This is a genomic window from Neobacillus drentensis, assembly GCF_036962765.1.
GTDB classification, from domain to species: domain Bacteria; phylum Bacillota; class Bacilli; order Bacillales; family Cytobacillaceae; genus Neobacillus; species Neobacillus drentensis_C.
Genome location: NZ_JBALOS010000286.1, coordinates 1 through 14,438 on the forward strand (window position 1 = coordinate 1; position 14,438 = coordinate 14,438).

13 protein-coding genes are annotated in these 14,438 nt (G+C 42.4%); all 13 read right to left on the bottom strand.

Annotated features, from left to right (window positions below; all coding sequences use genetic code 11):
- Window positions 1-275 precede the first annotated feature (275 nt).
- Window positions 276-554: a YokU family protein gene (locus V7137_RS27030; protein ID WP_214732270.1), complete on the bottom strand. Its 279-nt coding sequence runs from the start codon at window positions 552-554 to the stop codon at window positions 276-278.
- Window positions 555-556: 2 nt separating this feature from the next.
- On the bottom strand, window positions 557-1,966 hold the full coding sequence (ablA, locus tag V7137_RS27035) for a lysine 2,3-aminomutase (RefSeq protein ID WP_335700933.1): 1,410 nt from the start codon (window positions 1,964-1,966) through the stop codon (window positions 557-559).
- Between the two features lie 73 nt (window positions 1,967-2,039).
- Window positions 2,040-2,519, bottom strand: coding sequence for a GNAT family N-acetyltransferase (locus tag V7137_RS27040; RefSeq protein WP_335383906.1), 480 nt, complete (start codon window positions 2,517-2,519; stop codon window positions 2,040-2,042).
- Window positions 2,507-4,027 (bottom strand): M81 family metallopeptidase, encoded by a 1,521-nt coding sequence (locus tag V7137_RS27045; protein ID WP_335700934.1) that lies wholly within the window; start codon window positions 4,025-4,027, stop codon window positions 2,507-2,509. The genes V7137_RS27040 and V7137_RS27045 overlap by 13 nt, the downstream gene beginning before the upstream one ends.
- A gap of 20 nt (window positions 4,028-4,047) precedes the next feature.
- Entirely contained in the window at window positions 4,048-5,508 is a 1,461-nt protein-coding gene (locus V7137_RS27050; protein ID WP_335700935.1) for an aldehyde dehydrogenase family protein, read from the bottom strand.
- 42 nt (window positions 5,509-5,550) lie between these two features.
- The gene (locus V7137_RS27055; protein WP_335700936.1) at window positions 5,551-6,846 is read right to left on the bottom strand and encodes an aspartate aminotransferase family protein; all 1,296 of its coding nucleotides are present in this window, start codon (window positions 6,844-6,846) and stop codon (window positions 5,551-5,553) included.
- Window positions 6,830-8,215, bottom strand: a complete 1,386-nt coding sequence (locus tag V7137_RS27060) for an aminotransferase family protein (RefSeq protein WP_335700937.1) — start codon at window positions 8,213-8,215, stop codon at window positions 6,830-6,832. The genes V7137_RS27055 and V7137_RS27060 overlap by 17 nt, the downstream gene beginning before the upstream one ends.
- Window positions 8,203-9,393, bottom strand: a complete 1,191-nt coding sequence (locus V7137_RS27065) for a thiolase family protein (RefSeq protein WP_335700938.1) — start codon at window positions 9,391-9,393, stop codon at window positions 8,203-8,205. Before V7137_RS27065 ends, V7137_RS27060 begins: the two co-directional genes overlap by 13 nt.
- Entirely contained in the window at window positions 9,393-10,055 is a 663-nt protein-coding gene (locus V7137_RS27070) for a 3-oxoacid CoA-transferase subunit B (RefSeq protein WP_335700939.1), read from the bottom strand. Before V7137_RS27070 ends, V7137_RS27065 begins: the two co-directional genes overlap by 1 nt.
- Before the next feature lies 1 nt (window position 10,056).
- Window positions 10,057-10,713 carry a CoA transferase subunit A gene (locus V7137_RS27075; protein WP_335700940.1) on the bottom strand — a complete coding sequence of 219 codons (657 nt, stop codon included), beginning with the start codon at window positions 10,711-10,713 and terminating at the stop codon, window positions 10,057-10,059.
- A gap of 188 nt (window positions 10,714-10,901) precedes the next feature.
- A complete protein-coding gene (locus V7137_RS27080; RefSeq protein WP_218345910.1) occupies window positions 10,902-11,231 on the bottom strand; it encodes a DUF3870 domain-containing protein in 330 nt (109 codons plus the stop codon).
- Between the two features lie 186 nt (window positions 11,232-11,417).
- Window positions 11,418-12,299: a pyridoxal 5'-phosphate synthase lyase subunit PdxS gene (gene pdxS, locus V7137_RS27085; RefSeq protein ID WP_335700941.1), complete on the bottom strand. Its 882-nt coding sequence runs from the start codon at window positions 12,297-12,299 to the stop codon at window positions 11,418-11,420.
- Window positions 12,300-12,855: 556 nt separating this feature from the next.
- Window positions 12,856-14,358 carry an amino acid permease gene (locus tag V7137_RS27090; protein WP_335700942.1) on the bottom strand — a complete coding sequence of 501 codons (1,503 nt, stop codon included), beginning with the start codon at window positions 14,356-14,358 and terminating at the stop codon, window positions 12,856-12,858.
- Between the last annotated feature and the right edge of the window lie 80 nt (window positions 14,359-14,438).

The window sequence follows — 14,438 nt, forward strand, 5'->3', positions numbered from 1 at the left end:
CTTCCATTCTTGTCCTCCTTCATTTTTGTACTATAAGCTTCTATCTAACTTTTAAGAAAACAAATGTAGTTACTTAGCTGACAAGAATACCCATGCAAATAATCATAATAATTAAACCTCAATCAGTTGAATTATATTATCCCTACTAATTGTTTGCTAAACTTTCTATTTCTTAAGAGCAATTTATCCATTCTTAAGGAAGATGGGAATAAATTGTCCATATGAATAAAATTCATCTCCCGTTTTGTCATGAAAAACGGGAGACGGCTAGCTAATTATTTCGAAAAATCAAAGTAGTTTCGCTTCAATAAGCGTGGAGCGGCCATAAGTGTTTCATACGTCATACTTTTTTCGAGCTTTGAGCAATCAATTAAAAATAGATGATCCTCAATTTCTTTCACTGTATGATCTGTTTGATAGGTCATACCGCATTCCAAGCAATGAATGGATGGTGTGTCCTTAATTTCGATCGCATTTGTTCCATCTGGAAGTTCCCAATACACTTTGTTGCTCGTTTCACGTGCTGTGTCAGATTCGCACCATTGACAAATCAAAATTATTCCTCCTTTGCTCCCACTGTTTCATATTTCTTCATTTGTGATTGGAATTTTTTCTCTTTTAACTCGTCACGTTTGTCACGTTTATCTTTTAATGAACTATGCTCAATATTTTCCTTATACGTTTTGCGGCGATCTAACCGTTTTAATCCTTCAGGTGTAAGGTTAAATTTCGTATCATCAATAATGGATAGAACTCCATTACTTTCAAACTTTTCAAACACTTCAGGATATACCTTTTTGTAGTAATCCTCTGCACTGCCTGACTGATAATTTGTTGGTTCTGGATAAGATGTAATGACACCTTCAAAGTTACGTAATACGACTTTATTAGAACTTTGAGAAATGATATAGTTCGGCTGCAATGGAATTTTACCGCCTCCACCCGGGGCATCAACAATAAATGTCGGAACGGCATAACCCGATGTATGGCCGCGAAGTCCTTCCATAATTTCCAATCCCTTGCTGATTGGTGCACGGAAATGGCCGATCCCTTCTGATAAATCACATTGGTAAATATAATATGGACGAACGCGAATTTTAACAAGGTCATGCATAAGCTGTTTCATGATCGGTACACTGTCGTTAATGCCTGCTAAAATAACAGCCTGGTTACCAACAGGTACACCAACATTTGCAAGCATTTCACATGCACGCTTCGATTCTTCCGTAATTTCAATAGATGTATTGAAATGTGTATTCAACCAAACTGGATGATACTTTTTCAAGATATTGCAAAGATTTTCGGTAATACGCTGTGGGAATACGACAGGTGCTCTTGTACCGATACGAATAATTTCTACATGCGGAATCTCACGTAAATTCTTTAAAATATATTCTAAAATATTGTCATTAATAAGGAGCCCGTCTCCTCCGGAAATTAACACATCTCGAATTTGTGGGTTAGATGCGATATAATTAATCGCTGTGTCTAATTGTTTCTTTGGTACGCCCATTCCGATTTGTCCGGAGAAGCGTCTTCTTGTGCAGTAACGGCAGTACATGGAGCATTGGTTAGTTACTAGGAACAACACGCGATCCGGATAACGATGTGTTAACCCAGGTACTGGTGAATCTTCATCTTCGTGAAGGGGATCTTCTAAATCATATCTTGTTTTATGCAATTCCGCAGAAATCGGAACAGACTGCATTCGAACCGGACATCTTGAATCATCAGGATCCATAAGCGATGCATAATATGGCGTGATGTTTAATGGGATTGTTTTTGTTGAGATTAAAACCCCTTCTTCTTCCTCTGGTGTTAAGTTAACTACTTTCTTTAAGTCTTCTAAATTTTTGATAGTATTCGTCAGCTGCCAAACCCAATCATTCCATTGCTCATCCGTTACATCCTTCCAAAGCTCGTTTTCTTTCCAATGTCTTTTCGGTTTGAATAAATTGTTTCTCATCATAAACTCCTCCTAAAATTAGCCTATTTTTTATTGACCATTTTTGATGAATTTCCCTCTGATCATTACTATATTAAGAAATGAGGTATTCCATATAATAGCGATTTTCCCCTTCACCAAATTCATCGAATCTCGTCTCTTTTATGACAAACCCTAATTTTTCATATAACTTGACGGCTGCCTTGTTTTTAGTACTGACCGTTAAGCAAACCTTTCGAAAACCATCTTGCTTTAGAATCGGATAAATTTCCTGTAAAAATAATTTCCCGATTCCTTTCCCTTGCTGGTCGGAGCGGACATAAAACCCAAAAATGTAGGCTTTATGAATATCATTGTAAGCTCTCATCACTTCGCAAATCGCAATCGGCCTTGGATCATTTTGCTGCCGGTATTGAATGAGTTTCCCGTAGCGTGTAAGCGGGACAAGGGCTTGTTCATCTACTGCTCCTAATCCTGGAAACGCATCTTGCTCAAGCTCCATCATCATTTTTAGCTGCCCTGGATTCAATGAAGCTGGTACTTCGACATAATAGGTTTTGTTCAATGTTTCCATTTTTCTGTCCCCCTCAGTTCTACTTCATATTGGATATCATCCAGCGGCCAAATTGGCTTTGGAATGTAACGATACGTAAAAGTTTTTAAACGATTGGATGCAACACCAGGTGCATCCACATAAATGATATGGCCAACAATAGGCTCAAACGCTGCCCGAAAATGATTTTTAGCCTTTAATCCAAGAATTTTCTTTGCCTGCGGCTCAAGGCCTATATGACGAAACATTTCCGGATCATTCGCTGACATCGGCCTACCAATGAGGAGGATATCCATCTTGCCAACGCGAATGTGTGCCGCCCCCTTTAAATCAACTCTTAAATGCTGATTGAACGGCCCAGAATTGTGAAATACACCGTCTGATAAGGCCACTACCGTTGCTTCGACCTGTACGGGCTCCCCAAATTCAGGCGATACTTTCCCTCCAAGTGACAACAACACCTTATTTCCGGCCCCCTTCTTGCGGCAAGCCTCAATAGATTCTGGATCGTAGAGTCCTCCAAACAGCGTGTTAGGAATGTTCATCTTCACCATTTCCCGAAGCAGCTCTGTTGTATCCCCGCTCCCGCAGCTTAAAGGATTATCCGAGATGTCCGCCAGCACGACCGGCTTGTCATCTTCAATCGACATCGCCAAATCGAGCCCTTCTTTTACACCGGGCAATTCCATGATAAATTCTTCTCTTACACTCCAGAACAAGGAAGCCATCTTTTGGGCAGTCTCTTTTCCTTTTTGCGGATCGAGCGAAACAACAAGTACACTTGCACCGACCATGGGAATATCCGAGTAAGGAAAGCCGCCAAATACGGACACATTATAAATGCCTTCTTCCTCTTCGGCTTGTTTCGCCCACTCTATCATTTTGTGCATCGGCCCTTCGGCAGTTCTCATATTGATAGAGGGAGGCATCATCGGCAATTTTTCAAAAGAAGCGTAGTAAGTCACACTTTCCTTTAATTGTTTTATCAAAGCGATTGCCGCATGAATGCCTTGTTCGTACATATCAATATGCGGATATGTTTTAAATCCAAAATGAAGCGGTGTGTAATCAATCATTTTTTCGCTTAAATTGGCGTGCATGTCCAGCGTCGTCGCGATTGGAACATTCAATCCGATAAGCCCGCGAATTTTTCCCAGTAAATGCTCTTCCGGATCAAGGAGGTGCTCCACGACCATCGCTCCATGCAGTGCAAGCAATAATCCGTCCAGCCTTCCAGCCTCCCGGATTGACTGGAGCATTTGCTCTTCGATGATTGAATACGCTTCTATTGATACTACGCCCGATGGGACCGCTGCCGCACAAAGCAGCGGCACGATTTCTACATCCTCCACCTGTTTCAATACATCCAGAAACCCACCCACTTCTGTTTTCGTTCCTGTATAGGCATCATAAATTTCATCGCCGATAAAAAAGCCTTCATTTCGAAACTGTTCGATTTCAGTTTTCATCGGGCTGAAACTGTGGGATTCATGGTAAAAGAATGCAATACCGATACGATGTTTTCTCATGTTCTCCCCATCCCGTTCATTTAATAGTTCGTATAAATCGACTTCCACTCTGTCATGACATCAAATGCATGATGGGAAACTTCACGGTGACCGTTTCCGGACATTTTCATCCCCCCAAACGCCACTCCCATCTCGGCATTGGACGTTCCGTTATTAATATAGACAAGTCCGCTTACCGCTTCCTTCGCAGCACGGTTCGCATAATGAAGGCTCTCTGTATAAATGGAAGTTGATAGCCCATAAATCGTCCCGTTATTTACCTCCATGGCTTCCTCATATGAATCTACTTCAATGATGGCAAGAACAGGACCAAATATTTCTTCTTGTGAAATGGTATCATTTGGTTTTACATTCTCAATGATTGTCGGCTCATAATAATAGCCGCCCAATTCTTTGACACGCTGCCCGCCTGACACAATTTTCCCACCTTCTTCAATCGCTGTTTTTACATATTTTTCGACTGTATGAAGCTGGTCTTCATTTACGAGAGGGCCCACTTGATTCCCTTCTTCAAGTCCATTTCCTATTTTCATAGACTGTGTTAATTCTGCTACTTTTTGTACGAGCAGTTCCTTTACTGGACGCTCGACGATTACTCGGCTTGCCGCTGTACAGCGCTGACCAGTTGTCGTAAACGCTGATTTTACGATTCCGTCGGCCGCTTTGTCCAAGTCCGCATCCTTCAAGACGATCACTGCATTTTTCCCACCCAATTCCAATGAAATACGTTTTAACGTTTTACTGCTCATTTCAGCCAGCTTTTGTCCGACTTCTGTTGAGCCCGTAAACGAAATGACTTTAACATCCGAATGCTCTGCGAGTGTTTGCCCGACTGTTCTTCCTGAACCGGTAATTAAGTTCACAACCCCTGCTGGCAATCCGGCTTCATCTAACACTTCCACAAAAATCTTTGCCGATAACGCAACCTCTGAAGCAGGCTTCCATACGACGGTATTACCAGCAAGCAGAGCTGAAAAGATTTTGTAGGAAGCTAGTGCAACCGGGAAGTTCCAGGGGGTAATGCACGCCGCAACTCCAAGAGGTTCACGAACCATTCTTACGTTCCGGTCTGGGAAGCCGGCAGGGACTGTTTCTCCAAAGAGGCGCCGGCCCTCGCCTGCCATATATTGAGCAGTCGCGATGACCACTCCGACTTCGCCCAAAGACTCTGGTAGCACTTTTCCCATCTCCATTGTCATGACACTAGCAAGTTCCTCTTTTCGTATTTCAAACAATTGGGCTGCTTTCGTTAAATAAGCCGCTCGTACTGGAATGGGGGTGTTCTTCCATTGTAAATACGCTTCATTTGCTTTTGCGACAGCCTCATCCACTTGCTCCGTTGTGGCGGCCGCACATATGCCGACAAGTTCCCCCGTTGCCGGATTTAAGCTTTCAAAGTAGGACTGATCCGGGTCACTTACCCATTTTCCATTTATATAAAGATCTCCCTGAAGAATATCTGTTTTGATTTGACTAGACATAAACTTGACCTCCTTTTTCGTTGTATTCCGAGGAATCAAAAATTAGTTTCCGGATATTGTTTCTGTTATCACATCTTCTAAAATCGTTAATCCTATATCTAGCACATCTTCTTGAATATTAAGAGGAAGCATTAATCGGATCGTTTGCCCGCTTACACCGCAGTTCATAATGAGCAAGCCATTTTCCAGTGCTTTCGATTTGATTTTCGGCACATAGACAGCAGCGGATTCCGAATCGAATTCAATACCGATCATCATGCCGACTCCTCGAACTTCAACAATGCCCGGTAAATGTCCTACCGAGTTATGAAGTCGGCCGACAATCTCGGCACCGAGTTTAGCACTGCGTTCTACTAACCTCTCTTCCTCAATGACCTCAATGTTTGCCAATGCCGCAGCACAAGAAACTGGATTTCCTCCAAATGTCGAACCATGACCAGCAGTCGGCCATTTTTCATGAAGCTCACGACTTGCGACAATCGCACCAAGAGGCATGCCGCCGGAAAGAGCTTTTGCCAGTACTAAAATATCAGGAGTCACATTCGCATGCTCTGCAGCGAACATTTTACCAGTACGGCCAAATCCTGTTTGAACTTCGTCAAAGATAAGCAAAATACCGTGTTCCTCTGTAATCTTTCTTAAAGCCTGCAAAAAGCTTGGCGGTGCCGGATAATAGCCGCCTTCACCCATTACAGGTTCAATGATGATGGCCGCTACACGTGAAGGATCGACGCGTAAATCGAACAATTTTTGAAGCTGATTCAAGCAATACTCTTCAGCTTCTTCTTCTCTAATGTTTTTCAGCTGGCTTGGATACGGATATGGAACGTGATACACCTCGCCTAAAATCGGTTCATAATAACGACGGTATTTAGAGCTTGATGCCGTAATGGCTGTTGCTCCTAATGTACGGCCATGAAACGATCCTTCAAAAGCAATGATGGCGGGTCTGCCTGTAGCCGCCTTTGCCAGTTTAAGTGCACCGTCAATGGCTTCTGCTCCCGAATTGGAGAAAAAGACAGTATCTAAATTTCCTGGTGTGATATGAGCGAGCTTTTCTGCCAAATTCGCTGCCGTTTCATAATAACCATAGTTCAATCCAAGATGAATCAAGGCTTCAGCTTGCTTTTTAATGGCTTCCACCATTTTTCCGTTCGTATGCCCGACTGCGTTGACAGCCACTCCTGAAACGAAATCGATATACTCCTTTCCGTCTGTCGTCCAAAATTTGGCACCATGTGCTTTTTCAATGACAAGCTCCGTTACCCTTGTCATAACCGGTGATAAATGTTTTTGTGCTTTTTCTTTAATCTCTTCTGTTTTATTTTGTAATTTCATACATCTCATCCTTTCTTAATTGACCTTTGAATATCGAAAATGATTCATCTAAAATTCTCACAATCTCATCAATTTCTGTTCTCGTGACATTTAAAGGAGGGCTGATGATGAGGTGCTCCCCCTTTGTGCCGTCAATTGAACCAGAACCGGGATAAAAAACCGCACCGAGTTCCATCGCAATTCCATTCAATCTTTCAGCAGCTTTTTCAGAGGGATCGAACAGCCGATCCTCCCTAGGATCCTTCACTAGCTCCATACCGATTAAAAGCCCTCTGCCCCGAACATCAGATATATAAGAATGTTTTTGCTTCAGCTCCATAAGACATTTGACAAGGTAGGGACCTTGTTTTTTGACATTTTCCAGCACCATATCTCGCTCATAAACGTCCAATGCAGCAAGACCGGCAGCAACCGCTACTGGATGCCCACTATAGGTGTAACCATGAATAAATTTCCCGTCGCTATTTTGAATGAGCCCATCGATTAACCGATCATGAACAATCATTCCCGCCAGCGGAGCATAGCCCGCTGATACCCCTTTTCCGAATGTGATGATATCAGGCTTGATTCCAATCTGTTCTGTCGCGAAGTTGGTACCAGTACGACCGAATCCAGTCATCACTTCATCGATAATTAAGACGATTTCGTAACGATCACACATCTCTCGAACTTTCTCAAAATACCCCGGCGGCGGTGGAACAGCACCTTGCTGGCTTCCGACAATCGGTTCGGCAATAAATGCCGACACGTTCTCAGGACCAAACTCTAAAATGGTTCTTTCAATATCCGTTACACACGTCCAGTTTTGTTTAGAGAGACAATCATCTTTTTGACGATCATATGGACATCGGTGGCAGTACGGAGAATAGACATGGGCATAGTTTAAAAGATTAGGAGTGTATGCATGCCTTCTTTTAACGTCTCCTCCTGCGGATAAAGAACCGATGGTGTTACCGTGATATGACTGCCATCGCCCGATTACAATGTGCTTTTGGGGTCTGCCGGCATCCCGATGATATTGTCTCGCCAGCTTCAAAGCGCTTTCATTTGCTTCAGAGCCACCGGTTGTAAAATACACTTTATTTAAATGGTTGGGGGCCATTTTTCCGATTGTTTCAGCCAATTGATGCAATGCTTTCGTCTCGAAACGCATAGTATGGACGAAAGCTGCCTTTTTTGCTTGTTCTGCCATTGCCTCTCCTATAGAAGCAATCCCATGGCCCAAGTTGGCTGCAACTGCTCCCGAACAAGCATCCAAATATTCTTTCCCGTTCTCATCAATAAGATAGGAACCTATACCGTGGGTAATAATCGGGTACTCCTTTTTTAAATCACGGTGAAACACATAATCTTTTTTTATTCCATCCATCTTTCCACCACCATTGCCATTCCTAATCCTCCAGCCACACAAAGTGTCGCGAGGCCATATTGCCGTTTTTGCTTTTCCAGCTCATGACATAATGTTGTGACGATTCTAGCACCGGAGCAGCCTAGCGGGTGGCCTAAGGCAATCGCCCCTCCATTTACATTCACGTTGTCTCCTTTTATGCCCCATTCTCTTAAACAAGCAAGACTTTGCGCAGCGAATGCTTCATTTAATTCAATCAAATCGATATCTTCTAAGCGGAGACCTGCTTTTTTCAACACAATTTGGGATGCAGGAACCGGACCGATTCCCATTTCTTTTGGCGATACACCCGCTGCAGCAAAGGAACGAATCCTTGCCATCGGAACCACTCCAAGTTGTTTCGCTTTTTCTTCCGACATCAACAGCAGCATCGAGGCTCCATCATTTCTGCCGGATGAGTTTCCGGCTGTTACCGTACCATCCTTTTGAAATACAGATCTTAGTGTTCCTAACTTTTCAATGGCCGTCAATCTTGGGAACTCATCTATCGCAAAGTGTCTGATCCCCTTTTTCCCTTCCTTTACCGGAACAGGAATGATTTCTTCTTCAAAACGGCCCAATTCAATAGCACGTTTCGCTTTCTTCTGACTTACATAGGCAAACTCATCTTGTTCACGGCGGCTAAGGTTATATTTTTCAGCAAGCCATTCAGCTGTTTGCCCCATTGTGAAGCGACCGAATATTTCCTCTGGTTGGGATTTTGGCTGACTCTCCGTATTTGAATCATACAAGGTCATATCTCCAATCTTTGGGCCGAATCGAGTACCAATCGTATAGTGTGGAGACTGTGACATACTTTCAACACCGCCTGCTAAAACAACGTCCGCCTGACCTGTCATAATGGACATCGCCCCGTTTACGACGGCCTGCATACCCGAACCACATTGACGATGTACGGTATAAGCAGGAATCGATTCAGGAAAATGGGCAAGTAAGGCTGCCACCCTTGCAATATTAGGGGCATGCGCACTCTGCTTTGTTTGGCCGACGATAACTTCATCGACAATATTGGCACGGTAACCTGCAGCAGATAGATTATTTTTCATGATGAGGGATACTAGCTCTTCTGGAGGGATATCCGCGAGTGATCCGCCGAAGCTCCCAATTGCAGTACGAAATGCATTTACGATTACAACCACTACACAGTCACCTCGTTGCCAATATTAAAAGACTCAGCAATATGGAACGGTGCGTCCGTTTTCTGTTGAACTTCCTCAAGAGAAATTCCAGGAGACAGATCGATTAGATGAAGTCCATCTTCCTTAACGGCGAACACCGCCAACTCGGTAATAATTAAATCCACCATTCGTTCCGATGTGAGCGGATAGGTTAATTCCTTGACAATTTTTGACTCCCCCTGGGTATTCGTATGCATCGTTGTTACGATCACCTTTTTGGAGCCTTCTAATAAATCCATTGCCCCGCCTACACCGAGAACACTTTTTCCTGGTACGGCCCAGTTAGCAATCCGCCCAATTGCATCAATTTGCAATACACCAAGAATGGAGACGCTCACATGCCCTCCGCGTATCATCGCAAACGAGGATGCGCTATCAAAAAAGGCTGAACCTTCCAATACTGTGACAGGCAGTTTCCCTGCATTAACAAGATTTTGGTCAATCTGCTCCGGTTCAGGCGAAGGACCTACTCCCAGAATGCCGTTTTCCGAATGTAAAAAGACATTTATATCTGATGGAATATAATCAGCCACCAGCGTTGGAATCCCTATCCCCAAATTAACGATATCGCCATTCCTTAATTCCTTGGCTGCTCTTGCAGCAATGTATTGTTTCGCATTCAAGCTAATTCCCCTCCTTCACAACGATATAATCAACGTATAAATGCGGGGTCACAATTTCTTCAGGTGAAAGCTGGCCTGCCTCCACTATCTCATCCACCTCTACAATCACAACATCCGCGGATGTTGCCATCATCGGATTAAAGTTTCTTGCTGATTTGTTGTAAATGAGATTTCCTAATGGATCCGCTTTTTTTGCTTTAATGAAAGCAATATCGGCTTTAAGGGGCTCCTGGAACACATATTTTTTACCGTTAAGAGTACGCTCTTCTTTGTTTTCGGCGATTTTCGTCCCCACGCTGACCGGTGTATAAAATCCTCCAATGCCCGCACCACCCGCACGAATGGCTTCAGACATCGTTCCCTGTGGGAGTAGCTCGACTTCCAATTCTTTATCCTGATAGGCTTTAACTACTTCTGGGTTGGATGTAAAATATGAACCTATTGCTTTTTTAACTTTTTTTTGCCGTACTAAAACTCCAAGACCTTTCCCAGGTTCTCCAAGGTTATTACTAATAATCTCTAGGTCTTTGACTTCCCTCTTAGCTAAAGCTGCTATTAAACTAAGCGGACTTCCTACAAGCCCAAAACCCCCTACCATAATCCGTGAGCCGCTTTTAACTTTTTTTACTGCTTCTTCGCATGTAATCAGCTTGCTCATCTTTTCCCCTACCTCTCCATTGACTATCGTGTGTACTAACAGTTCGGAAATATAAAAAACCGAGCAAAACATAAATCCTTTATAAAGAATGCCATTTTAATGACGATTCCCTACAAAGTGTTCATGTCTGCCCGGTTTTAATAAGACCATGAGAAGAGGTCGTCTTCCCACTTTATTATAACCAAACGTTATGTATTCTTTTGCTTCACGTTATCCCAGTAACGTTGAACTGCAGCCTGAAGGGCCACAATGATCGCTTGCTGGGATGGAGCAAAATAAAAGCTTTGAATTCGTTCAATCAGGGGCTCAACACCGTCTTTAAGACAGTAGCCAATCAGCAGTTTTTGAAAATGATTTTTCGTTAATTTTGTAACAAATGTAAATTCGGCGTTGATAATTTTATGTTCTTTCGGATCCACTTCGAGTACAATTCCCGCATGCTTATACATTTCATACATGGAAGTTCCCTGTGGAGCTTTTGCATATCCTGTAACAATCACCGTTTCCAGTGTTTGCATGCCCCTAAACCTCCTTTCAAAAACTAACTGATCATTTTCTAACACGAGTATAAGGGTCAGAAAAAACAAAGTCAATACAAAAATTCTAAATTTTCAAAAACGTTAAAGCGGTTTCACGACTATGTTAGTGATTTACGATTGTTTTTTTAAGATAATAAATAACCTAATTAGTACTAGAAAAACTCCTTACCAACCACGATCCTGCATACGCGCTTCAGGTGCTAATGATGAAATTTCGATTCCTTTCATAGGAGTGCCAAGATCCTTGGAAAGTTCGGCAATCAATTTATAATCTTGATAGTGAGTTGTTGCCTCTACAATCGCTTTTGCAAATTTTGCAGGGTTATCCGATTTGAAAATTCCTGATCCTACGAATACACCATCTGCGCCTAATTGCATCATTAACGCCGCATCAGCAGGTGTTGCTACCCCGCCGGCAGCAAAATTAACAACAGGAAGTCGGCCTAAACGCTTAATTTCAAGCAGTAATTCAAATGGCGCACCTAAAAGCTTTGCTTCTGTCATAAGCTCGTCCTCGTTCATGCCAACCACTTTACGAACCTGTGCATTTACCTTACGGATATGACGGACTGCTTCAACGATGTTTCCAGTCCCCGGCTCTCCTTTTGTACGAAGCATGGATGCACCTTCACCAATACGGCGGGCAGCTTCCCCTAAATCGCGGCATCCGCAAACAAATGGAACGGTATAATCACTTTTAAATAAATGGAACTCTTCATCAGCAGGTGTTAAAACTTCACTTTCGTCTATATAATCAACGCCCATTGCTTCAAGTATACGTGCTTCCACAATATGGCCGATACGTACCTTAGCCATTACTGGGATTGAAACAGCATTAAGTACTTCCTCTACGATTCTCGGATCAGCCATTCTTGCTACACCGCCAGCTGCGCGAATATCAGAAGGAACACGCTCTAAGGCCATAACAGCCACTGCTCCTGCTTCCTCCGCAATTTTAGCCTGCTCGGCATTCACAACATCCATTATGACGCCGCCCTTTTGCATTTCAGCCATGCCTCTTTTTACACGTTCCGTACCTGTTTTCATTGTTATCCCCCTTTGATGATTATGAACTCACTAGTTTCACTTATATACATGCAAATACTGTGCCAATATTAAAAATGCCTATTTGCGAACTATTTAAGAAAAATAATGGAAAAATTTTTTGCACTATTCTTATTTTTTTGCACTTAAACTGCAAAAAGTATATTACCAATAAAATGGAAAAAGTTTTTTATTTTATGAAGCATCCTTAATCACAAATGGAACCAGAGTAGAATTTTTTTTAGAAAAATATAAATCCGGATTCGGTTAGAAAAAAGACAACAAGTGAGTTGAGATGAAGGCAGTCATTGAGGTAGGTGAAGAAGGGGTAAGTTGGATAATGTCGAATTGTAAAGGTAATAGTTTCTGCCACCAAATCATCAGTATTACTTCAAACTAAATTGTTAAATAAAAAAAACTTGATAACTCAAAGGTTACCAAGGCACTGTTATGATGACCTGTGAGGGGTTCGAACCCACGACCTTAACCCTGTCAAAGCGGTAAAGTTAATCAGATGAAAACAGATATCGTTTAACACCCTTTTCTCTTAGAAAAATCACTATTTAGATGACATCTCTTCAAAAGAACATTCCTTTAGTGTAACGACCTTCGTTTTATGAACGAGTTTATACCCGATCCAAAATGCCAAAAAGATCGGTAAACCAATATAGGACACGGCTACTCCATACCAATCAATCTCACTAGTTAAAAAAGCTTGATAATTTTGTCCGAAAATGACAATGACACACATCGCAAAAGCGAGAATTGGACCGAGCGGGAACCATTTCGCTTTAAATTTCAAATCATTCATGTCCCTGCCCTGGGCCATATATGCTTTTCTAAAACGGTAGTGGCTGACTGCAATTCCAAGCCATGCAATAAATCCCGTTAAGCCTGACGCATTTAATAACCATGTATACACTTGATCTCCAAAAATGGACGTTAAAAAGGCTAATCCTCCGATAATCGTCGTGATGACAAGGGCATTCATCGGAATCCCCCGATCATTTACATTTTGTAAAAATTTAGGTGCCTGACCGTCCTTAGCCATGGACCATAGCATGCGTGTCGAAGCATATAAACCGGAACTCCCTGCCGATAAGACCGAAGTCAAAATGACCGCATTCATCACAGATGCCGCAAATGCAATGCCCACTTTGTTAAATACAAGGGTAAAAGGGCTGACAGCGATGCTGTCGACATCCCTGCCTAACAGGTTTGGACTTGTATAAGGAATAATAAGGCCAATGACAGCAATGGCAACGATATAGAACAGAAGAATACGCCAAAATACTTGTCGAATCGCCTTTGGTACGTTTTTCTCCGGCTCTTCACTTTCTCCTGCAGCAATGCCCACGAGTTCCGTTCCTTGAAACGAAAAACCTGCGATGAAAAAAATACTAAAAACGGACAAAAGACCGCCATGAACCGGAGCATCTCCTAAAGTAAAGTTTTTAAACCCGATAAAATGTCCACCCAAAATACCGAAAATGGTGAGCAAACCGACTCCAATGAAAACAATAATTGTCACTACTTTTATTAAGGAGAACCAATACTCGGATTCTCCGTAACTTTTAACCGATAATGCATTCAATAAAAAGATTAGACCTAAAAATAGTGTACTCCACACGATGCTTGGTACATCCGGGAACCAGAACTTCATAATAATAGCTGATGCTGCTATTTCAACCGCCAGTGTAACAGCCCAGTTGAACCAATAATTCCAACCAAGCGCAAATCCAAATGCAGGATCGACAAAACGACTGCCATAGGTTGAAAAGGAGCCTGAAACCGGCATTAAGGTAGCCATTTCTCCGAGACTTGTCATCAAAAAGTAGACCATGATACCGATAGCTCCATAAGCTATTAATGCCCCACCAGGTCCAGCTGTTTGAATAGACGCCCCTGTCGCTAAAAATAACCCTGTCCCGATTGACCCTCCAATAGCAATCATCGTCATGTGACGTGCCTTTAGATTGCGTTTAATATGCTCTTTACCCCCTTTTTCATTCTGAACATTCTGATTATTTTGTTCGTTTTCATAGCTTTTGAGTGCTTCCATTCTTGTCCTCCTTCATTTTTGTACTATAAGCTTCTATCTAACTTTTAAGAGCAAATAATCATAATAATTAAACCTCAATC